This window comes from Pseudomonas sp. MT92 (genome assembly GCF_058792515.1).
Genome location: NZ_JBXAFA010000004.1, coordinates 387,638 through 410,929 on the forward strand (window position 1 = coordinate 387,638; position 23,292 = coordinate 410,929).

The 23,292-nt window shown below is 59.9% G+C and carries 20 protein-coding genes; 11 read left to right on the forward strand and 9 right to left on the reverse strand.

The genetic code is table 11. The features are described from left to right. The first annotated feature begins 171 nt into the window (after window positions 1-171). Window positions 172-735: a GNAT family N-acetyltransferase gene (locus AC1Q6D_RS10075; RefSeq protein WP_103403203.1), complete on the forward strand. Its 564-nt coding sequence runs from the start codon at window positions 172-174 to the stop codon at window positions 733-735. 112 nt (window positions 736-847) lie between these two features. Here AC1Q6D_RS10075 and AC1Q6D_RS10080 read toward each other — a convergent pair whose 3' ends face one another. Continuing rightward, window positions 848-1,090, reverse strand: a complete 243-nt coding sequence (locus AC1Q6D_RS10080) for a hypothetical protein (RefSeq protein ID WP_103403204.1) — start codon at window positions 1,088-1,090, stop codon at window positions 848-850. Window positions 1,091-1,147: 57 nt separating this feature from the next. Beyond that, window positions 1,148-1,354, reverse strand: coding sequence for a hypothetical protein (locus AC1Q6D_RS10085; RefSeq protein ID WP_103403205.1), 207 nt, complete (start codon window positions 1,352-1,354; stop codon window positions 1,148-1,150). Window positions 1,355-1,530: 176 nt separating this feature from the next. On the opposite strand from AC1Q6D_RS10085, the gene AC1Q6D_RS10090 reads away from it, so the two are divergent. The 4 genes from AC1Q6D_RS10090 to AC1Q6D_RS10105 all read left to right on the forward strand — a co-directional run bounded on the left by AC1Q6D_RS10090 (window position 1,531) and on the right by AC1Q6D_RS10105 (window position 6,663). Beyond that, window positions 1,531-2,460, forward strand: a complete 930-nt coding sequence (locus AC1Q6D_RS10090; RefSeq protein ID WP_103403206.1) for a universal stress protein — start codon at window positions 1,531-1,533, stop codon at window positions 2,458-2,460. Between the two features lie 332 nt (window positions 2,461-2,792). After that, window positions 2,793-4,139, forward strand: a complete 1,347-nt coding sequence (potE, locus tag AC1Q6D_RS10095) for a putrescine-ornithine antiporter (RefSeq protein ID WP_103403207.1) — start codon at window positions 2,793-2,795, stop codon at window positions 4,137-4,139. A 41-nt stretch (window positions 4,140-4,180) separates the two neighbouring features. Next, on the forward strand, window positions 4,181-5,086 hold the full coding sequence (locus AC1Q6D_RS10100) for an amino acid ABC transporter substrate-binding protein (RefSeq protein WP_476305308.1): 906 nt from the start codon (window positions 4,181-4,183) through the stop codon (window positions 5,084-5,086). A 161-nt stretch (window positions 5,087-5,247) separates the two neighbouring features. Next, window positions 5,248-6,663 (forward strand): DUF2252 domain-containing protein, encoded by a 1,416-nt coding sequence (locus tag AC1Q6D_RS10105; protein ID WP_103405482.1) that lies wholly within the window; start codon window positions 5,248-5,250, stop codon window positions 6,661-6,663. A 68-nt stretch (window positions 6,664-6,731) separates the two neighbouring features. On the opposite strand, the gene AC1Q6D_RS10110 is transcribed toward AC1Q6D_RS10105, so the two are convergent. The 5 genes from AC1Q6D_RS10110 to AC1Q6D_RS10130 form a co-directional block, all read right to left on the reverse strand. Beyond that, on the reverse strand, window positions 6,732-7,076 hold the full coding sequence (locus AC1Q6D_RS10110; RefSeq protein WP_103405532.1) for a cupin domain-containing protein: 345 nt from the start codon (window positions 7,074-7,076) through the stop codon (window positions 6,732-6,734). A 135-nt stretch (window positions 7,077-7,211) separates the two neighbouring features. Beyond that, window positions 7,212-7,598, reverse strand: a complete 387-nt coding sequence (locus AC1Q6D_RS10115; protein WP_103405483.1) for a VOC family protein — start codon at window positions 7,596-7,598, stop codon at window positions 7,212-7,214. A 46-nt stretch (window positions 7,599-7,644) separates the two neighbouring features. Beyond that, the gene (locus AC1Q6D_RS10120) at window positions 7,645-8,769 is read right to left on the reverse strand and encodes an S-(hydroxymethyl)glutathione dehydrogenase/class III alcohol dehydrogenase (RefSeq protein ID WP_103405484.1); all 1,125 of its coding nucleotides are present in this window, start codon (window positions 8,767-8,769) and stop codon (window positions 7,645-7,647) included. A gap of 112 nt (window positions 8,770-8,881) precedes the next feature. Continuing rightward, window positions 8,882-9,850 carry a glycine betaine ABC transporter substrate-binding protein gene (locus tag AC1Q6D_RS10125; protein ID WP_090461693.1) on the reverse strand — a complete coding sequence of 323 codons (969 nt, stop codon included), beginning with the start codon at window positions 9,848-9,850 and terminating at the stop codon, window positions 8,882-8,884. A gap of 153 nt (window positions 9,851-10,003) precedes the next feature. Next, the gene (locus AC1Q6D_RS10130) at window positions 10,004-10,843 is read right to left on the reverse strand and encodes a HalD/BesD family halogenase (RefSeq protein ID WP_103405533.1); all 840 of its coding nucleotides are present in this window, start codon (window positions 10,841-10,843) and stop codon (window positions 10,004-10,006) included. A 111-nt stretch (window positions 10,844-10,954) separates the two neighbouring features. Here AC1Q6D_RS10130 and AC1Q6D_RS10135 point away from each other — a divergent pair, with 111 nt between their 5' ends. From AC1Q6D_RS10135 to AC1Q6D_RS10155, 5 genes are all read left to right on the forward strand, one after another. Continuing rightward, window positions 10,955-11,866 (forward strand): LysR family transcriptional regulator, encoded by a 912-nt coding sequence (locus AC1Q6D_RS10135; RefSeq protein ID WP_103405485.1) that lies wholly within the window; start codon window positions 10,955-10,957, stop codon window positions 11,864-11,866. Window positions 11,867-12,016: 150 nt separating this feature from the next. Continuing rightward, window positions 12,017-12,457, forward strand: a complete 441-nt coding sequence (tspO, locus tag AC1Q6D_RS10140) for a tryptophan-rich sensory protein TspO (RefSeq protein ID WP_103405486.1) — start codon at window positions 12,017-12,019, stop codon at window positions 12,455-12,457. Window positions 12,458-12,663: 206 nt separating this feature from the next. Next, window positions 12,664-13,854 carry an efflux RND transporter periplasmic adaptor subunit gene (locus AC1Q6D_RS10145; protein WP_256590343.1) on the forward strand — a complete coding sequence of 397 codons (1,191 nt, stop codon included), beginning with the start codon at window positions 12,664-12,666 and terminating at the stop codon, window positions 13,852-13,854. Further along, window positions 13,851-17,060, forward strand: coding sequence for an efflux RND transporter permease subunit (locus AC1Q6D_RS10150; protein ID WP_103405487.1), 3,210 nt, complete (start codon window positions 13,851-13,853; stop codon window positions 17,058-17,060). Before AC1Q6D_RS10145 ends, AC1Q6D_RS10150 begins: the two co-directional genes overlap by 4 nt. A gap of 1 nt (window position 17,061) precedes the next feature. Continuing rightward, a complete protein-coding gene (locus AC1Q6D_RS10155) occupies window positions 17,062-18,498 on the forward strand; it encodes an efflux transporter outer membrane subunit (protein ID WP_103405488.1) in 1,437 nt (478 codons plus the stop codon). Between the two features lie 39 nt (window positions 18,499-18,537). Here AC1Q6D_RS10155 and AC1Q6D_RS10160 read toward each other — a convergent pair whose 3' ends face one another. Then, entirely contained in the window at window positions 18,538-20,322 is a 1,785-nt protein-coding gene (locus AC1Q6D_RS10160) for a SulP family inorganic anion transporter (protein ID WP_103405489.1), read from the reverse strand. 48 nt (window positions 20,323-20,370) lie between these two features. Further along, window positions 20,371-21,192, reverse strand: coding sequence for a polyphosphate kinase 2 (ppk2, locus tag AC1Q6D_RS10165; RefSeq protein ID WP_103405490.1), 822 nt, complete (start codon window positions 21,190-21,192; stop codon window positions 20,371-20,373). Window positions 21,193-21,574: 382 nt separating this feature from the next. Between ppk2 and AC1Q6D_RS10170 the strand changes: the two genes are divergently transcribed. After that, window positions 21,575-23,287, forward strand: coding sequence for a cation:proton antiporter (locus AC1Q6D_RS10170; protein ID WP_103405491.1), 1,713 nt, complete (start codon window positions 21,575-21,577; stop codon window positions 23,285-23,287). Window positions 23,288-23,292: the final 5 nt, after the last annotated feature.

The window sequence follows — 23,292 nt, forward strand, 5'->3', positions numbered from 1 at the left end:
CTCGTTACCCCCTGCCCCACGTTGATTTACATCAAACACGTGCAAATCTGCGCCGTCGGCAAGAGTCTATGATCCAGATCAGATTCAAGCGCCGCCGACGGCGTAGAAAGGAATGAACCGTACGGCGCGTCACCGTGCGCCTGCCTTTCAAACCGAATGGAGGATCACCCCATGCTCACCGTCAAAGACCACAACGATCGGGCCGCAGCGGCCTACTCCACCGTCACCGGAGAACACTGGATCGAAGCGCTCAAGGATGGCCGCCATGTATTGATTCGGCCGCTGACGGAGAAAGACCGCGAGCGTGAATACGCCTTCATCAAGCGGCTGTCGCCCGAGTCCCGGCACATGCGCTTTCTTTCACAGATCAGTGAGCCCGGCACCGGGATGCTCGACCAGCTGATGGATACCGACAACAAGCAGCGCACCGCCTACGTCGCGCTGGTCCACGAAAACGGCCAATTGATTGAAATTGGCGTCGCCCGCTATGCCGCCACGTCCGAGCATGAATGTGAATGCGCCGTGACCGTCGCCGATGAATGGGCACATCTGGGCCTGGGGACATTGTTGATGGAACACTTGATCAAGACCGCACGCAAAAACAACTTTCACCAGATGTATTCGGTGGACGCCTCAAGCAATGCACCGATGCGGGATCTGGCCAAATCCCTGGGGTTCGAGACACGCAATGATCCCGATGACACCCGCCAGGTCATTCATCGTCTGCACCTGTAATACATCGCCTCGCGATGTACCGGCCAACGGTTCATCGCGGGGCGATTGAGTACACAAGATTGCAAGTCCCTCCCCCGTTCAATCGCCTGTCTCGGTATCAGCGTGATTCCTGTCAGTCCACAAGGTCGGCGCTCATCCTTGCGCCCCGGGTATAAGCAGATCGCCCCCCGGGGAATGGGCGTGTGAAAGAAGTCCGGCCGGTGCTGACAGGCCAGACATGCGGCGCATCGATTCGCGCCTTGAGCTGGTCGACAAACGCCTGGGCGCCTTCCAGGCTGTTGAAGTCCACCGCCAGGTCGTCCATGTACACCATCCAGACATCGGTTGCCTGCTTCTGCGTGATCTCAATAATCATCGAAAACCTCCCGAAATCCTCGAAAATGCCCCCGCACCCAACGGTGCAATACGCCGATCACTTGAACGGGCGCCAAGGCGCGATAACCCCACGGCCCTCGATCTGGGCCAAGACTGGCTCGGCGACGTTGCCGTGCTTGAAATTGACAGCGTGGATCGCACCCAACTGCCGGACGTTTTCGTTCCAGGTGCGCAAGCGATAAGCACGAACTCCAGATTGCGCCAGGGTGACTGAGCAAAAGTTGATCACGGTCAACAATTTCAATGACTGAACGCGCCACGCATGACCGGACGTCGGGCGGCATCGTCGTAACTCCCCGGGTTTGACAAAGATCAAGCCCGCGTTCCCGGATAGACGCAGGATGAATGCAAGGTTTCACGTCCAGATGGCAGCGAAGCCATTGGACCCAACGCTTGCAAAATGACTAGAGGAGACAGGTCATGTCGGATCAATCACGTTTCATGTTGGTCGTCTCGCCCTTGATGGAAAACAGCCCTGCCTTCGATCGGGCTGCCGCACTGGCCCACGCCTCGAACGCGGCACTGCACATCGTGGCGTTCGACTATCTCGAAGGGCTGGCGACCGCCGGCATGGTCAATGAGCAAGCGCTGGAACAGATGCGGCTCGGGTACGTGGAACGCCATCGCCAGTGGCTGGAAGATCAGGCTCGGCCGTTGCGCAAAATCGGGGTGCACGTGACCACGGAAGTGGTCTGGGTGGAAAACCCCTTGCAGGAAATCCTGATCCATCTCAAAGAGCAGCCCATGGCGGCACTGATCAAGGCCCTGGCACACGAGTCGCGTCTGTCGCGCCTGTTGTTTACGCCGCTGGACATTCATCTGCTGCGCGAATGCCCGGTGCCCTTGCATTTTGTCAGCCACATGCACCACGCCTTGCCGCGCAAGATAGTCGCCGCCATCGACCCCTTCCATCGCGAGGGGCAATACCAGGACTTCAATGACCGGATTCTGCAAGAGGCTTCAAAACTGGCGATTACCTGTCATGCCGAACTGGACGTTGTCTATGCCCATGACCTCTCTTCCATCAGCGCAGACGAATTCGGCTTCGAGAATGCCTCGACGTTTTTCTCTTCCAGCAAAGCCAAGACCCTGTTCGATGCACAGGCTGATGCCTTCCGCGAACTGTCGGAGCGCAACGGCATCCCGCCGGAGCACCAGCGCATGATCATGGGCAATCCGGCGAAGGTGCTTGCCAGCTACGCAACCGCCTATGACATCGACATGATCGTGATGGGCCGGGCCGGGCATCGTGTCATGGACCGGTTGGTCGGCAGTACGGTAGAACATCTGCTGTACAAGATGCCGTGCAGCGTCTGGGTGGTTTCGCCACAGGAACTGAATGAGGAATAAAGGAAGTCACGTGGGCGCCGTCCTTTGTCGGTCGAACCGTGTCGCCGGCAATGGACGGGATGGTTTTGCGCGACCGCACGTAGAGAAGCCTGGCCAGCCTCTACTCGCGAGTCTCGCCAATTCTTCCCGTTTTGCGGTGCAACACTGGCGTGCGTGAATCCATGTTCTAAGGTTATCCGCAGGCGATCCATCGCAAACGAAGAACATGATCTTGCGATAACTGACCCTGCGCAAAAGCGATTGACGTGGTTAGCGGTAACGACTGAAAGGTGGTGGGTTAACGAAGGCCTCAGTGCTCGGGCCAAGGCGTTGCGCATATCAAGGAGTTCCCGATGGCCGACTCAAGCAAGAAGATGAGCCTCATGGGGCTTACCACGCTGGTGACCGTGAACATGATGGGCTCGGGCATCATCCTGCTGCCGACGAGCATGGCGCAACTCGGTGCCGTTTCATTGCTCTCATGGATCGTCACCGCCGTCGGCTCCATGGCCATCGCCTATTGCTTTTCTCAGTGCGGCATCTACTGTCTGCGCTCGGGCGGGCTGTCGGCCTACACCGAAGAGGCTCATGCCAAATCGGGCTTCTTCCTCTGTTCGTATCTGTATTTTCTCTCCCTGGGCATCGCCAATGTGGCCGTCGCCATTTCTGCGGTGGGTTACATGACAGCGTTCGTGCCCTGGCTCGGCAGTGGCGCCATTCCCCTGTTCATCGGTACGGTCGGCCTGCTCTGGCTCACCACTGTGGCCAACTTCGGCGGCCCGAGCATCACGGGCAAGATCGGTACGATTACCGTGTGGGGTGTCATCATCCCGGTGGCCGGCTTGAGCATCATCGGTTGGTACTGGTTCAAGACCGATGTGTTGGTAGCCGCCTGGAACCCCAACAACCTGCCGATCTCCGAAGCCATCAGCAAGGCGATTCCCCTGACCCTGTGGGCTTTTCTGGGCATGGAGTCGGCGGCGCAGGCTTCCGATGCGGTGGAAAATCCCAAGCGCAACGTGCCGCTGGCCTGCCTCTTCGGCACGCTGGGCGCGGCGGTGGTCTACATACTGTCGACGACGGTAATCCAGGGGATGATTCCCAATGCCGAACTGGCCAACTCGTCCGCGCCCTTCGCCCTCGTCTATGCCCACATGTTCAATCCCACGGTCGGCAACATCGTCATGGCGCTGGCCGTGATGGCCTGTGTCGGGTCGTTGCTGGGCTGGCAATTCACCCTGGCGCAAACCGCCAAGATGACCGCTGACCAGGGCATGTTCCCGAAATTCTTCAGCAAGGTCAGTACGCGGGATGCCCCGATTATCGGCATGCTTGCCTGCGGCGTGCTGCAGACCTTGATGGCGCTGTCGACCATTTCACCCAATGCCAGCGAGCAGTTCGGCAAACTCGTCAGCCTGGCGGCAGTGACCAACCTGATCCCCTACGTGACAGCCGCCACGGGCCTGCTGGTCATGATGTACAAAGCCAGAGTCAGTAAAGGGATCTACACCCGCAACACCTCGCTATTACTGATCGCCGTGGCCTATTCGTTGTACGCCCTTTATGCCTGTGGCAAGGATGCCGTATTCGGTGGCCTCATCGTCCTTGCATTTGGCTACCTGCTCTATGGCTTCCTCTCCAAACGTTTTGTCGAAATGCCTCCCGCCGCCCCGACCAGTGCCGGCAATCCTCAGCTGTAATTTTCAGGCAACACGGACATTCGAATGCGGGGCGCCAGGATATGAACGTACAACGGATCAAAGCCACCCACTTGCTGCTAGTCAGCCTGCTTGCCATGGTGCCGGCACTGGCCGATGCCAATACCCTTGAACGCGTCCGAGGGAGTCACACCTTCACGCTCGGTTACCTGCCGGACCTGGCCCCATTCAGTGTCCAGGCAGGCGACAAGGCCAGCGGTTATGCGATTGAGCTTTGTCAGAAAATCGCTGACAAAGTCAAAGTCGAACTGGGCTTGCCCGACTTGCAAGTGCGCTACCAACCCGTCGCCGTCGACGACGAGTTGACGGCCGTCAGCACGGGCAAGGTCGACATCCTCTGTACACCCACCCCGCCCACCCTGACGCGACGCAAGCATGTGAGTTACTCGATACCGGTCTACACCGCCGGCCTATCGGTGGTAGTGCGCAAGGATGCACCCGAGACGCTGCTCAATGTCCTGAACGGCGAAGTCGCCCGTACCGGTCCGACCTGGCGCGCGACGGTCAATCATGGGCTGTCCGATCAAACCTATGCCACCGTCTCTGGCGGAATCACCGAGACCTGGATCCGCCAGCAAATGCGTTTGCTCGGCGTGGTGGCAACCCTGGTCACGGTCAAGAACACTGAAGCGGGCATCAACCTGGTCGCCGAGGGCAAGGCCGATGCCTTTTTCGCCGAACGCATGTTGCTGAGCAACCTTCTGGTCACGCACCCCTCCACGGCAAAACTGGTGCTGCTGGATCGGGTTTTCGAATATTCGCCGACCGCGATGGCAGTGGATCGAGACGATGAAAATTTCCGCTTGCTGGTTGATACCGCGCTCAGCGAAATGTACAGGTCGGGCGAGATTGAACAGGCCTGTAATACCTACCTGGGAGGCATCAGCGACATGGCGAAAAAACTGTTCAAACTCTATGCGATTCCCTAAAAACGGGCCTCGATCAGCCAGGGGAACTGCTACGCTTGAAACAATATTCTTCGGTGTTTTTCAGGAACCCGGCGCACGCGCTTTCTGTGGGCTGATGGAACAGTCGCATTCCCGGATCCGGTGCCCAAGCGAATCTGTCTTCGTTGAGCAAAGGAGTGGAAATGCCTCCCCGTAAAAACAAGTCCGCCCGCAGCACGACAGGGCAGTCGGAAGGCCAAGGGGACGAGAGGGTCTTCCACTCGCGCAAGGAGCGTCTGTTCGAAGGTGAGCAAATACGCGAGCGCGTGCCGCATGCCAGTCACGCCGTCTGGAAACCGCCGCGCAAACACCGTGACCCCATCGAACTCCTCGAAATCTCCAACCGCTATCGACTGCCTAATCTGGTGCCGGTGCGCTACGGCCGCATGTTGCGCAGTCCTTTCACTTTTCTGCGTGGTTCTGCGGGCTTGATGGCGCATGACCTGGCCACGACCCCGACCACCGGCATTCAGGTGCAGGCCTGCGGCGATTGTCACCTGATGAACTTCGGGTTATTCGCCACACCTGAGCGCAATCTGATTTTCGACATCAACGATTTCGACGAAACACTTCCCGCCCCTTGGGAGTGGGATGTCAAACGCCTGGCGATCAGTTTTGCCGTGGCCGCACGGGATAACCGCCTCAGCGATAAAGACGCACGGGCCATCGCGGTCGAAAGCGTTCGCGCCTACCGCGAGCGCCTGCGCAAATTCTCGAAAATGAGCCCGCTGGATGTCTGGTACGACCGACTGGACGCCCAAGCGATCATCGACATGGCACCCAATGCTGAAATCAAGAAATTCCGCGAGCAAGTGGTCGCCAAGGCCAGGATGCGGGTCGGCGATTACCTCTATCCCAAGATCAGCAGCGAAGTCGGCGGACGCAGGCGCCTGATCGACCAACCGCCAATACTGTTTCACGTGTATGAAAAAGGCTTCATGCACAACGTGCGCCTGGCCATCCAGGACTATCGTTTGTCGCTGCCCCATGAACGGCGCGTGCTCTTCGATCGCTATCGCCTCGAAGACATCGCCGTCAAGGCCGTCGGCATCGGTAGCGTCGGGACCTACTGTTTCGTCGGCCTGTTCTTTTCCGCGGAAAATCACCCGTTGCTCCTGCAATTCAAGGAAGCCTGTCCCTCGGTGCTGGCGCCCTATGCGGGCAAGAGCGAATACGAGAACCAGGGCCAACGGGTCGTCACGGGGCAGCGCCTGATGCAGTCGTCCAGCGATATCTTCCTGGGCTGGACCCGCGGTCAGAACGGTCGCTATTTCTTTGTCCGTCAGTTGCGCGACATGAAAATGTCAGCGCCTATCGAGAACATATCCGCCGCACGAATGAAGATGTACGCCGAATGGTGCGGCCTCACCCTGGCCCGTGCCCACGCCAAATCCGGGGATGCAGCCCTCATCAGCGGCTACTTGGGCAAGACGGATTCCTTCGACCAGGCCATCGGCAAGTTTGCCATCACCTACGCCGATCAAAATGCCAAAGACCACGCCATGCTGGTGGCCGCAGAAAAATCAGGACGGATTAATGTGTTGAGAGAAGAGGAGTGAATCAGCAGGCATAAGCACGTCCGCGGCAGACGCGGATCAACTTGCCCGTGAGGATCTCTGACTTGAGTTTATGCCTGCCTGACAATGTCCACCGAGATCTCGCGCGCCGCGATCGTTCCCCGGTTTTCCAGCCAGTGCGTGGTGTTCCTGTCTTCGGGCCAGCCCACACCCGGTCCGTAATCCGTGGCCGTTGCGTTGCGATGGTCAGTGATGGTGCCTTGCAAAATGTAGACGACGCCGGGCCTGTCTATATGGTTGTGAACGGGACCGAACACACCTCCAGGCTCGATGGTCACCATCCGCATCCTGAGTTGGCGCCCCGCCATACCCTCGATCTCCGGGCCCAGGTCGATCGTTGCGAGTAACTGCACCGCAACACCTTGCGTTTCGGGTGCCTTCTGTTCGTCGCTCATCACGCTCTCCTCGCTGAATCTGCCGGCCTTCATGAGCAGTAGACACCTAAAACGGCCAGAACAGTGGAGAGGCGACCAAGGGTCGATTTCGTCGAATTGAAAGGGCGAGGCTTGAACCAAGCCTCGCCCCGACACTTACCAGGCAGGCTTGAAGCAATACGCCGCCAGCTTGTTGCCGTCGAGGTCGCGGGCATAAGCCGCATAGGCATTAGGCGCCCAGCCACGAGGGCCCGGTGCGCCTTCATCGGTGCCGCCATTGGCCAGCGCGGCGGCGTGGAAGGCATCGATCGCGGCGCGATCAGGTGCTTCAAAGCTGACCGTGACACCGTTGCCCACGCTCGCCGGGGCGCCGTTGGCCGGTTTCAGCACGAAGAAGGACGGGGCGTCCTGTCCCCAGATCGAGCCATTGTCATCGAGGTCGGCGAGGCGCTTCTGGCCCAATGCGCCGAGGACTTTGTCGTAAAAGTCGCGGGCTTTTTGCAGATCGTTGGTGCCGACGGTGACATGGGTAAAGATGCTCATTGTGATGTTCTCTCGGGTAAAGACACGGTGGGTGGTAGTGGTTGAATCAGCGATCGAAATGAATGACGGTGCGGATGCTGCGGCCTTCATGCATCAGGTCGAAGGCCCGGTTGATGTCTTCCAGGCCCATGGTGTGGGTGATGAAGGTCTCCAGCGGGATTTCGCCCGTGCGGGACTTCTCGACATAGCTGGGCAGTTCACTGCGCCCTTTCACGCCGCCAAAAGCCGAACCGCGCCAGACGCGACCGGTCACCAACTGGAACGGACGGGTACTGATTTCCTGCCCGGCACCGGCGACGCCGATAATCACCGACTCGCCCCAGCCCTTGTGGCAGCACTCAAGCGCCGCACGCATCAGCTGGACGTTGCCGATGCACTCGAACGAGTAATCGACGCCGCCCTCGGTCATCTCGACGATCACTTCCTGGATCGACCTGGCGTAATCCTTGGGGTTGATGAAGTCGGTGGCGCCCAGTTGCCTGGCGATCTCGAATTTGGCCGGGTTGATATCGATGGCGATGATTCGGCCGGCCTTGGCCATGGTGGCACCGATGATCGCCGCCAGGCCGATGCCACCCAGACCGAAGATGGCCACGCTGGCGCCCTCTTCCACCTTGGCGGTGTTGAGTACTGCACCGATGCCGGTGGTCACGCCGCAACCGAGCAGGCAGACCTTGTCCAGCGGTGCATCCTTGGGGATCTTGGCCAGGGAGATTTCCGGCAACACGGTGTATTCGGAAAAGGTCGAAGTGCCCATGTAGTGGAAGATGGGTTGGCCCTGGTAGGAAAAACGACTGGTGCCATCCGGCATCAGGCCTTTGCCCTGGGTGGCACGGATCTTTTGGCAGAGGTTGGTCTTGCCGGACCGGCAGAATTTGCACTCGCCGCATTCCGGGGTGTACAGCGGGATCACATGATCGCCCACCGCCAGGGAGGTCACCCCCTCACCCACGGCTTCGACGATACCGCCGCCTTCGTGGCCGAGAATCACCGGAAAGATACCTTCCGGATCGGCACCGGACAGGGTGAAGGCATCGGTATGGCAGACACCGCTTGCCACGATCCGGACCCGTACTTCCCCGGCTTGCGGGGGCTCCACGTCGACTTCGACAATTTGCAGGGGCTGGTTGGCCGCGAACGCCACCGCCGCTCGTGATTTGATCTTTTTCATAAAATTCCGCACGCAAAAAAGGCTGCCTCTGGATAGAAGCAAGAAAGTCAGTCGTGAATTCGGTGTTGCTTAAGGCGTTATGGCTGGCGGGCGTCCTTGCCCTCATTACCGATTAAAGCGCCGCCTGGATTTTGCTGGCGACCGCGTCGTCCACCCAGGCATGCCACACTTCGGGGTGTTCCTTGAGGAAGATTCGGGCCAGTTTGGGTGACTCGATGCGTTCCCTGGTCATCCTCGCCAGGTTCTGATTCAACAGTTCGATGGGAATATTGACCTTCTCCAGCACCGCCACCAGCTCGGGTGCCTGCTCATGGAAGGCTTTGGAAATGCCGACTTTGGTTACCACGTTCTTGTCGACACCCGGCTTCTCTTCCAGCCGGATCGCATCGATCTGTCCCATCAGTGGCGTCGGCGACCAGTAGTAGAACAGCACCGGTTCCCCGCGCTTATAGCTGGACAGTACCGCGGCATCCAGGGCAGCACCGGTTCCCGGACGGAAGTTGACGAAGGTGTTTTCAAGACCGTATTCCTTCAACATCTCCGTATTTTCCTGTTCGCAGATCCAACCTGCCGGACAGTTGTAGAAGCGGCCTTTGGACGGCTCTTCCGCGTCACGAAACACCTCGGGGTATTTGCTCAGGTCCGCGACCGTTTTCAGGTCTGGCGCCCGTGCCGGCTTGTTGCGTTTTGCGTCCCCTTCGACCACATAACGCGGCACATACCAGCCCTGAACGGCGCCGATGATCGGCGAGCCGATCGCCACGACCTTGCCGGCCGCTGCGGCCTTTTTCCAGACTTCACTACGCTCCATCCACTCTTCGCCGAATACCTGGATGTCGTTGCTGGCCAGAGCGGTCTCGAGAATGATGGTGTTGCCGACCAACTCGTCGGTTGCACAGCCGTACCCTTCCTTGAGCACAATCTTCATGATGTCGGTGAGCAGCATCCCGCTCTCCCAGTTCAGACCGGCAAACTTCACCGACTTGCCCGAGTCGCACCACCCTGATGCCTGGCTTGAAGCACTGGCAACCAGTACGCCAAGGGTCAGTAACGAGGCCAGCAAGTTCTTCCTGTATTTCATGATCAGACGCTCCGAAATTATTATTGGGGGCAGCGAGCTGTTGCGTGCTGCACCTGCAAAACGAGACCCACCGATCGAAGGTGGACAAGTGCCTGTGCATACACGTGAAGCGAAGAAGTGAATCGACTGTTTTTATTGTGAGTGCTGCTGGACTTAAACCAACGGCTCTACCGACGTGCGTCCGTAGAACAATTTACGCGCATAGTCGCTGAACTCGACATTGGGCTGATCCACGTAGGCCAATACCGCGTTGAGCCTGAGCCTGTCCCCCACCACCGGCGTCACACGGTGCAATGAATAACGGCCACGGAACAACGTCAGCGTTCCGGGCACCTGCGGCAGAACTTCTATCTTCTGTGTCGCGGGGTTGTCGAGGAATTGCCCGACCGCGTCATAGCAATCGTCGTTCTCGTTACGCAGCATGCGCACATACTCAAAATCGCCACCGGCGTTCGCCGCCTGAAGCGACAGCGTCACGCTGAAGTCGGAACGATCAAAGTGCCAGCCCAACTGTTGCCCCGCCGAGAAGCCTTGCAGATTAAGTGCCGCCAAGGGATCTGCATGGCGATAGAGCACGTCCAGATTCAGTACATCGCGAATGAACGAAAGTACGTCGTCCGATTGGTAAATCTGCCGGATCAGATGGTCTGTCGGGATATCGGCGTAGGCGACCGTATCTTTCTCGGTGCTCATCAATCGCCGCAGCGGGTGCGTCGGTTCAACGCTGTCGTCCTGAGGCTTGAAATACACCGTGTGGCTTTCCCGGAAAGGGAACATGCACGGGTGCAACGCAAGGGTTTGATCCGCCATCGTGGCGACCACTTCATCGCGGACGAACCCCGGAAAGATCGCAACGCCTTCCTCGCCGAGCAGGGATTGGCTTCGGGTCACCAGCGCCTGATAGGCCGGGTTGGTTCGATCGGTAATGGGATAACGCTCGAGGTCGACGATATCGCCCAGAGTGGCTGCAGGGGTTAAGGCAAGCTTTGTCATGTTGTTGTTCTCCGATGGGCTGTTGCTGAAACCAGATTGCACCGGAGCAAAAAACAAGTCACGCTCATATTTTTACGCATTTTTGTGAATTATTTTCAGGTCGCCTCCCCTATGAGACTCACTCTGGATCACCTCGTCATGCTGCAAACCCTGTCGGAAGTCGATTCAGTGACGGCCGTTGCCGAGCGCCTATGGCTGACGCCCTCCGCCGTCAGTCACCGCATACGCGAGGCGGAACGGCGACTGGGTGTGAGCCTGACAGAACGATCCGGAGGAAAACTAAGACTCAGCCCTGCCGGCGTGCGCCTGGAACGAGCCGCCAAGGACATCATCGCGATACTGAATGAAGCCGAATCCGAAGCCCGGTCCATGGCTGGAGGCGTTACCGCTTTTGTTCGTATGGGGGTCACCTCCTATGGCCCGTTTCGCTGGATACCCAAATTCATCAAGCATTATTCAAACTTGCGTCCGGATATCGAAATCACGCTGGTGACGGTGCCGCGTAACGACGTTTATGCGAGCTTGATGCAAGGTCGGCTTGACGTGTCCATTATCGATGACGGCATGGTGCCCAGCGGGGTCGCAAAGTTGCCGCTGTTCCGCGACGATTTGATTGCCATCATGGCCACTGACCATCCCCTTGCGGGAAGGAAAAATATCTACGCCGAAGACTTCAAGACCTACAACCTGGTGACCTACTCAACCGATCGCGCCAGTGGCTGGGAATATGATCGGTTTTTCGCCCCCGCCAGCATCTTGCCGCGGCGCATGATCACCGTGGAGTTGATCGAAGCCATCGTCGAACTGGTTCGTTCAGGGTACGGAATCAGCATATTGCAACGGGATTTGGTGACCCCCAGCCTGGAGCGTGGGGAGCTGGCATGGGCGGCTCTGAATGACGGCCTCGACATCGCCTGGAACGCCATCGTTCGCCCCTCCGAGCGGGAAGACAGTGAGGTTAACAAAATGGTGACGGAACTGAGCGCCTGGATTAAAGATGCTGGAAATCCTGAACTACGCTAATTGCGGCCAGGGCGCATGCACCGGGAAACGCAGCGATCAGTGAAATGTCATCCCTCGACCCAAACTTTTCGCTTCGCCGAGCGTCTTTCCTTTAAGAATGCCGACATGGCTTTGTAACCCCGGACAACTGACCTCAATCAAGGACTGGTGATGACCTTTCTCATTTTTCTTCTCGCCTGCGCTGCTGCCGCCACCACCGGCCTGCTGTTCAAACCGGGCCCGTGGTACGAGTCTCTCGTCAAACCCGGCTTCACACCGCCCAATTGGGTGTTTCCCGTCGCCTGGTCGTCTATCTATCTGCTGCTCGCCTGGGCCGGATACCGGTTGACCCTGATACCCGGAAGTCAGACGGTGCTGGCTCTATGGGCGGCGCAGATCGCACTGAATACACTCTGGACACCGGTGTTCTTCGGCGCTCATCGCCTCTTCGCCGCCATGGTGATCCTGACACTGCTCTGGCTGGTCGTCGCGGCAATGGTGTTGATGGCATTGCGGCTTGACCTCATCACTGGCCTGATCCTCTTTCCTTACCTTGCATGGCTGTGTGTAGCGGCTGCGTTGAATTTTTCCATCTGGCGCAATAACCGCTGACGGTCAATTGCGAACGTCCGGGTGACCAGATCCTCTCGTTCAATTGCGCGTAGAGCCGGTGGTGTCATTCTCACCGGCTCGTCAAGAAGCGCTGCTCGGTAGAACATCGCAATCACCGCTTTTTTTTGAGTCAAAAACGCCCCTCGCCACTGGTATCCAAAGCAATGCTAGCTACGCTTGCTTCATCGACCTGAGGGAGCATTGGTATGGGTGGCGTGAAATTTTCCAGCGGTTTGGGCCTGCCAGTTGCCAGTCTGCTGGGGATTTGCGTCCTGTTGGCCGGCTGTGGCAAGGAACCGGTTTCCCCGGCGCGCAAGCCGCCTGAAGTAACCGTCATGACGGTCACCGCCCGCGACACGCCAGTGACCTTCGAGTTCGTCGCCCAGACCCAGAGCTCCCGCGAGGTGGAAATCCGTGCTCGCGTGGCCGGATTCCTGGATAAGCGGCTGTACACCGAAGGCGATGTGGTGAAAGCCGGGCAGACACTGTTCCAGATGGACCGTAAACCCTTTGAAGCCGCGCTGGTGTCGGCCCAGGGTCAACTGGCCCAGCAACAGGCCCGCTGGGAAGTGGCCAAGGCTACGCTGGCCCGGGTCAAACCACTGGCGGCGCAGAATGCAGTCAGCAAGATGGACCTGGACAATGCCGTGGGCAACGAGCGTGAAACCCGTGCTGCCGTGCTCGCCGCAGAGGGTACCGTGCGTACCGAACAGTTGAACCTCAGTTACACCACCATCGCCTCGCCCCTCAACGGGCTTTCCAGCTATGCCAAGAAGCAGGAAGGCAGCTATGTGACACCAGGCGAATCGGGGTTGCTGACGTCGGTGTCACAGATGGACCCGATGTACGTCAATTTCAGCCTCTCGGAAAACGAAACACTGAAGTACCGCGACGAAATAGCCAACGGCCATCTCATTTTCCCGCCGCGCAGTGAATTTATCGTTGAGGTAGTCCTGGCGGACGGCACCGTGTTTCCCAACAAGGGCAAGTTGAACTTTCTGGCGCCTTCCTACAGCCAGGGCACCGGCACCTTCCTGGTTCGCGCCGTGCTCGCCAACCCCGATGGCCTGCTCCGCCCCGGCCAGTTTGTGCGGGCCCTGGCCAAAGGCGCGTCCCGGCCAAACGCCATTCTTGTCCCGCAAAAGGCCGTGCTCGAAGGTGCCAAAAGCCACTTCGTATGGGTCCTCAATGCCGAAGGCAAACCCGAGCAACGGGTGGTTGAAGTGGGTGACTGGCAGGGTGACAACTGGTTCATCAACAAGGGCCTGCGGGCCGGCGAGCGCATCGTGGTCGATGGCGCGATCAGGGTCACGCCGGGCGGGCCATTGAATATCGTCGATGCCCCGGGCGCCGCCGACGGGCAACCGGCCAAAGCCAATGGCGGGAAAAGCCAATGAGCATTTCTCACTATTGCATCGATCGGCCCATCTTCGCCTCGGTGATTTCCATCATCATCACCCTGGCCGGTGCAGTGGCCATGCTCAAGCTGCCCGTCGCGCAGTACCCGGACATCACGCCGCCACAGATTACGGTGGCCGCGACATACCCCGGGGCCGATGCACAGGTCGTGGCCAATAACGTGGCGGCGCCCATCGAGCAGCAGGTCAACGGCGCCGACAACATGATCTACATGAACTCGTCGAGCTCCGCGACGGGCAACATGACCCTCAACGTGTTCTTCGAAATCGGCACCGACCCGTCCCTGGCCCAGGTCGACGTGCAGAACCGGGTCAACCTGGCCTTGCCGCAACTGCCCTCCGCCGTGCAGAGCCAGGGCATCCAGGTACAGAAAAAATCCTCGGCATTCATGATGGTGCTTGCCGTGTACTCCGCCGGCGAGCGCTACGACAGCACCTACGTCGCCAACTACGCCAACCTCTATATCCTCGATGCGATCAAACGGATTCCGGGGGCGAACCAGGCCAGCATCTTCGGCACGCCGGACTACGCCATGCGGATCTGGCTCAAGCCCGACCGCATGGCCCAGTTGGGCATCACCGCCGCCGATGTGCAGAAAGCCGTCGCCAACCAGAACCAGCAGTTCGCCGTGGGCCGGGTCGGCCAGTCGCCAACGGGGCAACCGGTCGAGCAGTCTTTTGCCGTGACCACCAAGGGGCGCCTGACCGAGCCTTCGGAGTTCGAAAACATTATCTTGCGCGCCAGCAACAACGGCGCGGCCATCGTTCGACTCAAGGACGTCGGCCGCGCCGAGCTCGGGCAAAAAGACTATTCCCTGCGCAGCACCTATCAGGGTCGGCCGGCGACGCTGATTGCCGTGTATCAGCAACCCGGCGCCAACGCCCTCGACGTGTCCGCGGCGGTGACCAAGACCCTGTCGGACATGAAGGCCACGTTTCCCGAGGGCATCGAATACAAGATCGTGATGGACACCACGGACTTTACCCGCGCTTCGATTACCGAGGTGATTCGCACCTTCTTCGAAGCCCTGGTGCTGGTGGTCATCGTGGTCTACATCTTCCTGCAAAGCCTGCGAGCCACGCTGATTCCGGTGCTGGCGGTGCCGGTGTCGATCGTCGGCACGTTCATCGGCATGTCCGCCCTCGGGTTTTCGGTGAACATGTTGACGCTGTTCGGCATGGTGCTGGCCATCGGTATCGTGGTGGACGATGCGATCGTGGTGATCGAAAACGTCGAACGCAACATGCATGTACACAAGATGACGCCCAAGGACGCGGCGAAACGGGCGATGGATGAAGTGGCAGGCCCGGTGGTCGCCATCGTGCTGGTGCTGTGCGCGGTGTTCATTCCGGTGGCCTTCATGGGCGGTATCACCGGTCAGCTCTACAAGCAGTTCGCGATCACCATCGCCATTTCCGTGGTGATTTCCGGCCTGGTCGCCCTGACCCTGTCCCCCGCCCTCGCCGCCCTGCTGCTCAAGCCGCAGCACGGCGACAAGAACGCCTTTTTCCGCTGGTTCGAACGCAACTTCGAGCGCATGACCGAGGGCTATTCACGCTCGGTAGCTTTCATGATCAAGCGCTTCGTCCTGGCGCTGCTGCTCTTTGCCGGGATGATCGTGCTGATCCTGTTGATGGCAGAGCGCATCCCCAGTGCGTTCCTGCCACCGGAAGACCAGGGCTACTTGCTCGGCGCGGTGATCATGCCCGACGCCGCCAGCCTGGATCGCACCGGTGAGGTGGGCAAAGTGGCCAGTGACTTCTTCATGAACGAAGAGGCCGTCGAAGGCGTCGCCATTGTTAACGGCTACAGCCTGCTCGACGGCCAGAACAAGAACAATGCCGGTGCGTTTTTCGTCGGTTTCAAGGATTTTGAGGGGCGTTACAAAGATTCCGAAACCATCAAGGCACAAAGCGCCCCGGCGGTCATTCAGAAAGCCGCGCGGGCGTTTTCCACGGTTCAGGGCGGGATCATCCTGCCGGTCAACCCACCGTCCATTCCCGGCCTGGGTACCACCGGCGGCATGGAGGTCTGGGTGCAGAGCAAGGGCGACGGCAGCGTCGATCAACTGGCGGAAATGGTCGGCACTCTGGTGGCCAAGGCCAAGGAGCGTCCGGAGCTGGGCGTCATCACCTCCACCTTCAACGTGTTTTCCCGGCAATTGATGGTGGACGTTGACCGGGAAAAGGCGGAATCCCTGGGGGTACCCGTCGAAGATGTCTACAGCGCCATGCAGACCATGTTCGGCTCGCTGTACGTATCGCAGTTCAACAAGTTCAGTCGCCTGTGGCAGGTGATTTTGCAGGCCGAACCGGCCTATCGCTTGAAAGCCGAGGACCTGCAGGAGATCTTCGTGCGCAGCAAAAACCTGGACATGGTGCCGCTCAAGGCCTTGCTGACTACCCGCTACGTCACCGGCCCCGACCTGTTGACCCGTTTCAACAACTTCCCGGCGGTCAAACTCACGGCGAACCCCGCACCCGGTTATAGCTCCGGCCAGGCGCTCAAGGCCCTGGAAGAAATCAGCGCCGAAATCATGACCAACGACTACGCGCTGGCCTTGAGCGGCGAGGCGTTCGAAGAGAAAAAGAGCGGCGGCGCCTCTTCCCAGGTGTTTATCTTCGGCCTGGTGATGGTGTTCCTGATTCTCGCCGCGCAGTACGAAAAATGGTCGCTGCCCGTGGGTGTGCTTCTGGCAGTGCCTTTTGCCCTGTTCGGCGCCCTGCTCGCCGTGTTGCTTCGGGGCTTGAGCAACGACGTCTACTTCCAGATCGGCTTGACCATGCTGGTGGCGCTGGCCGCCAAGAACGCCATCCTGATTTTCGAGTTTGCGGTGTTGAACCGGGAAACCGGCATGTCGGCCTACGATGCCGCCATGACTGCCGCGAAAGAACGTCTGCGCCCTATCGTGATGACATCCCTGGCCTTCATTCTCGGTTGCGTTCCACTGGCCATTGCCGTCGGCGCCTCCGAGAACAGCCGTCACTCCATCGGCACCGGGGTGATCGGCGGCATGCTGGCGGCGACGGTGATCGCGATCTTCTTCATCCCCCTCTTCTATTACCTGGTGGAACGAATGTTCGGGGAAAAGGACGCCGTCCAAAAACCTGCCAAACCGGCTGCACTGACACAGGCTCCGCAGCTTCCCGACGGCGCGGCGCAGAACAGACATGAGGGGGATTGAGATGCGTAAGCCCCCTTTTCCACTCTTGTTGTGCCTGGGCCTGGCGGGTTGCATGGTAGGACCTGACTACCAGCACCCGACCATTGAAACCCCGGCGGCCTACCGTTACGCGGACAAGGAAGCGAAGAATCTGTCGAACACGCTGTGGTGGGAGCAGTTCCAGGACCCGGTCCTGAATGATCTGATCCGCACCGCGTTGCTCGAAAACAAAGACATCAAGATTGCCGCCGCGCGGGTCGAGGAATTCCAGGGGCGTTACGGTCAGACCCGCTCCCTGCTGTTTCCACAAGTCGGGCTGGGCGCCCAGGGGCAGCGGTCCCGCTCGCAGCGAGACAACGGGCCGGTGCCGCTCGATCCGTCGGTGGATCCGGTGTTCAACAACTACCAGGCGATTCTCAGCGTGAACTGGGAACTGGATATCTGGGGCCGTTTGCGCCGCCTTGACGAATCCGCCCGTGCCGATCTGCTGGCGTCGGAAGAAGGCCGTCGAAGCGTCATATTGAGCCTGGTGGCGTCAGTCGCGTCGAGTTACGTAACGCTGCGTGATCTCGACCGGGAGCTGGAAATCGCCCGCACGACCGCCAAGGCGCGCGGTGAATCCTACGAAATATTCAAACTGCGCTACGGTGCCGGCACCATTTCCGAAATGGAATTGGCGCAGAACCAATCCGAATACGAGCGCACCCGGGCGTCGGTTGCGCAATTCGAACCCCTGGTCGCACAACAGGAAAACGCCCTGGCCGTGCTGCTCGGACGCAACCCGGGGCCGATCATCCGCGGGCGTGACCTGGCCCAACTGAATCTGCCAACGGTGCCTGCCGGCCTGCCGTCGGATTTGCTCGAACGGCGACCTGATTTGCGTCAGGCCGAGCTGAACCTGATCTCGGCCAATGCCCAGATCGGCGCAGCCAAGGCCCAGTACTTCCCGACCATTTCCCTGACCGGGCTGTTGGGCTCTGCCAGCAACCAGCTGTCGAACCTGTTCACCGGACCCGCTTCCACCTGGTCCTATGGTGTTGCGGCGAGCATGCCGATCTTCACCGCCGGCGGTATCGCCGGGCAGGTGCAACAAGCCGAAGCCATCCAGAAACAAGCGCTGCAGTTCTACCAACAGTCGATTCAATCGGCGTTCAGGGACGTGGAAAACGCCTTGGTCGCGTCGAGCAAATCCAGAGAACAGATGGCCTACCAGGCCAAGCAGGTCGAGGCACTGAGCACCTACGCCCACTACGCACGGTTGCGCTACGACAACGGCTACACCAGCTACATCGAAGTGCTGGACGCCGAGCGCAGTCTGTTCGACGCCGAATTGAACTACACCCGCACCCGTGGCTCGGTGTTCACCAGCATGATTGATCTGTACAAGGCAACCGGCGGCGGTTGGGTGAATCAGGCAGACAAACTGACCGCAACCGATGTGCCGAAAACGCAACCATGATCAAACCGCCAGGGCCCGCCCTATCACCATCGTGATGGCTTACTCGAGATCCAGGTCATTTCCCTCCCGATGTTCTACGGGATAGCGTTGGAGGTAGTGGCTGACCGCCGAGCCCACCGTCGGGAAGAACGCCGACTCGCCGAACTTCGCGAGAAGCCCGAATCGCTGCAGTTTGTCCTTGACCGGGTCCTTCATTTCCGCCACGCATAATTCGATGCCGGCTTCGTGCAAGGTTTGGTGCAGCTCGGCGAGCATGTCGGCGGAGGTCACATCGACGCTGGTCACCGGTTCTGCCGCCACCACCAGCCATCGCACGGGCGTCGGGGATGCGGCCACGGCGTCCAGCACGCGGTCACTGAACAGCTCGGCGTTGGCGAAAAACAACGGTGCGTCCCAGCGGAATAACACCAGGCCCGGCAGCATGCGTGCGTCCGGATAACGCTTGATGTCATGAAAGCCGTGCACGCCATCGGCACGACCCAGCACGGCAGAGTACGGGCGCCAGGCATCCCATAGAAACTCAATGACCGCAATGACGATCGCCAGGCCGATGCCCTCGATGGCGCCGAACACCGCCACACCTATCGTACAGACGATGGAGAGCCAGAATTCCCAACGCTGGATACGGTAGATACGCAGCAGGTCGGTGACCTCGATCAGACCGATCGCCGAAGCGATCACCACAGCGGCCAAGGCGCTGGTCGGCAGGTTATGCAGCAGGTCCGGCGCCACCATCAGCAACACGGCGACCGCCAGCGCACCGACGACGCCGGCCAGTTGGGTTCTGGCCCCCGCTGCTTCGGCCACGGGGGTGCGCGATGAACTGCTGCTGATCGGGAAGCCTTGAAACAACCCGCCCGCCAGATTGGCGACACCGAGCCCCACCATCTCCTGGTTCGGGTCGACGTAGGAATGGGTGCGCGCCGCATACACCCGTGAAAGCACACTGGTGTCGGCGAACGACACCAGGGCAACGGCGCAACCGCCGATGATCACCGGGACGATATCGTCAGTGGTGATCCACGGGATGGCGAACGCTGGCAGGCCTTGTGGCAGCGAGCCGAGGATCGCTACGTTATGCGATGCCAGGTCCAGGACACCCACGGCCACCGTGGCGCCTGCCACTGCGATCAGAATCCCCGGCACGCGCTTTTTGTCCTTGAGCAGCAGGATCACCGCCAGGGTTGCCGCGCCGATGGCGAACGTGACCCAATTGGTCTTGCCATGAAGCACCGCGTTGGCAATGGCCCACAGATTTCTCAGGGGGCCTTCCGAGTTGATCGAGAAGCCGAAAAACTTCGGTAACTGGCTGATCAAAACTGTCAACGCGATCCCGTTCATGTAGCCATAGCGAATCGGTTTGGACAGCAGTTCCGTGACGAAGCCCAGACGCGCGACCCCGGCCAGAATGCACACCACCCCCGAAACGATCGCCATCATGCCCGCCAGGGCGATCGCTCGCTGCGGGTCGCCGCCGGACAATGGCAGGACCACCGCGAGTATTACCGCAGCCAGCGAGGAATCGGGCCCCAGTACCAGAATCCGGCTGGGCCCGAACAGCGCATAGGCAAGTAGCGGCACGATGGTCGCGTAGAGGCCATAGATACCGGGGACGCCTGATGCCACTGCATAGGCGATGCCGACCGGCACCAGCATGGTCGTGAGCACCAGGCCGGCGACGATATCGTGCTGCAGCCAGGCAGCCTTGTAACTGCGCAGCACTCGCAGGCCCGGCAGCCAGCGGCTCCAGCCAGGTTGGTCAGCGCCTGTTTCCTTGCGCGCAATCCGCCCCGGCTCGGGTGGCGTCGTATCCGATTGATTCATGGGACTTCAGCCCTCTGGCGATGGCGCAGGTTCGCGTGGACGTACCGGTCAGAATTTTTGCGGGATTTTCCTGTAGGGATAATCCGGTTCGCGATAGCCATCAGGCTTCTGCCGCTTGGGCAACTTCACCTTCTCGCGCGGAACACTCTGGTAGGGGATGCGGCTGAGCAGGTCGGTGATGATATTGAGGCGCGCCCGGCGCTTGTCGTTCGAGTTCGCAACAAGCCACGGCGCAAATTCGGTGTCGGTTGCCTTGAACATCTCGTCACGGGCGCGCGAATAGTCGTACCAGCGACTGTAGGACTTGAGATCCATCGGGGAAAGCTTCCAGATTTTGCGTCCGTCCTGGATGCGCGCCTCGAGTCGACGGGTCTGCTCTTGCTCGCTGACCTCCAGCCAATACTTGAGCAGAATGACGCCCGAGTTGACGATCGCATGTTCCACCATGGGCACCGATTTCAGGAAAACGTCTACCTGTTCCTCGCTGCAGAACCCCATCACCCGCTCGACGCCCGCACGGTTGTACCAACTGCGATCGAAGATCACCACTTCACCGGCCGCAGGCAGGTACGGCAGGTAGCGCTGCACATACATCTGGCTTTTTTCTCGGTCGGTCGGTGCCGGCAAGGCCACCACCCGAAAAACCCTCGGGCTGACTCGTTCGGTCAGCGCCTTGATCGTTCCGCCCTTGCCGGCACCGTCGCGCCCCTCGAAGACGATACAGACCTTGACGCCCTTTTTCTGGACCCACTCCTGCAGCTTGACCAGTTCGACATGCAACAGGCGCAGTTGCGCCAGATACACTTTGTTTGTCAGTTTCGAGCTTTCAGCGGAAGTGCCCTTGGAGCTGCGTTTTTTTTCCTTTGCCATGTTCAAGCCCTCACGAAGAAGAGTCACTGACTTACAACAGTTCGCCCCGGCGGAGGCGTACTGCGAGCATCGTCCGTTCAAGCCTCAGGAACGGGATCACCATCGTCATTCAAGTTCACGGGTTTGCGCTGACCCCGGCCTTTCGACAGGGCACTTGCAGCCCTGTGAGTGTAGTTTGAATCGATATTGCTGCCGTATTGACGCGAGCAAACCCCGGCTGTGTTCGAAGCGCGGTCTACACTCCCCCGGTAACCACGCACTGGCTTAGCGTTACCCTCGATAGCCGACTTGAAGAATCAGGCCCCACCCTGACGTCAACCTTTCGCCTTGAGCCTCACTGGCGCGGCGTTGTGGCCGCCCCCAGCACCGTCACGGAGTCTCCATGTTCGTCAGTCTGATCATCATCCTCACCTCGTCGCTGGTCGTCATTTCCCTGTTCTATCGCCTGCGATTGCCACCGGTGCTGGGTTATCTCTTTGTGGGCCTGATCGTCGGGCCCAAGGCATTTGGCTGGGTGGATGACAGTGAAGCACTGCCGCTTCTGGCCGAACTGGGCGTGGTGTTTTTGCTGTTCTCGCTCGGGCTGGAGTTTTCCCTGTCGAAAATGATCGCGCTGCGCCAGGTTGTCTTTGGCCTGGGCAGCCTTCAAGTGCTGGTGTCCGGGGCGGTGCTGGGCGCATTGCTGATGCTCGCGGGCGTGCCGACCACGTCTGCACTGTTACTCGGTGGCGGCCTGGCGCTGTCGTCCACGGCCATTGTCAGCAAGGAGCTGACCAGCCTCGGCGAGATTTTCAGCAGCCACGGCCAGAACGCCATCGGCGTTTTGTTGTTCCAGGACGTGGTCGCGGTGTTGTTGCTGACCCTGGTGCCGGTGTTCGCCGGCAACAGCGATCAAGCCTGGTATTGGGCGCTGCCCCTGACCCTGGGCAAAACCGTGGTGTTGTTCGTCGGGCTGTCCCTGGCCAGTCGCTGGGTACTGCCGCGCCTGTTCCATGAGGTCGCGGCGGCTCGCTCGGCGGAACTGTTCGTCTTGCTGGCCCTGGTGATCGTCCTGCTGACCGCCGGGCTGACGCACCTGATCGGTCTCTCCCCTGCCCTCGGCGCATTTCTCGCCGGCATGCTGCTGGGGGAAAGCCACTACCGGCACCAGATCGAGGCCGATCTGCGGCCGTTTCGCGACATACTGCTCGGCGTGTTTTTCATCAGCATCGGCATGCTGATCGACTTGCGCCTGTTCGCCAGTCACGGCCTGTTAATCCTCGGACTGACCCTGGCGTTGTTGCTGATCAAGGGCAGCGTGGTCGCGCTGTTGGTCAAATTACGTGGCAGCGACCGGGAGACCGCCTGGCGTAGCGGCCTGGCCCTGGCCCAGGGCGGCGAGTTCTGCTTTGCATTGATGGCGCAGATGCAGCAAAACGACCTGATGCCCGCTGGGCTCGGCAGCTTGCTGCTCGCGGCGACCTTCTGCTCGATGGTGGTCACCCCGTCTTTGCTGCGCGCCGCACCCTGGATTGCCACACATCTGCACCGCAAACCCAATGAAGAAGTGAAGCTGGAGGAAATCAGCGCGCTCAACGCCGAGGTGCAGGGCCATGTGGTGATTTGTGGTTACGGTCGCGTGGGGCAATCCATCGGGCGCATCCTGCACAAGGCCCGGCAGCCCTACATCGCCCTCGATAATGACCCGGTCCGGGTTCGGGAAGCCGCCGTGGCCGAAAGCGCTGTGCATTACGGCGACTCTCATCGTGGCGAGCTACTCGTCGCCGTGGGCCTGGAGCGTGCCAGCCTGGTGGTCATAGCCGTCGACAAAGCCGAGGTTGCCCTGCAGGTGGTGAAGGAGGCGCGCCGCATCAATCCGCACGTGCCGATCCTGGTGCGTACGCGGGACGACAGCCAGAGTCCCGAGTTGAAAGCGGCCGGTGCCAGCGAAGTGGTGCCCGAGTTACTCGAGTCCAGCCTGATGCTCGCCTCCCATGCCCTGATCATGCTGGGTTTCCCTGAGCGCCAGGTCCTCGACCGTATCGCTCAGGTACGGCATGACCGCTATCGCCTGCTGCATGGGTTCTATCCCGGTGCCGAAGACGAGGAGCTTTGAACACG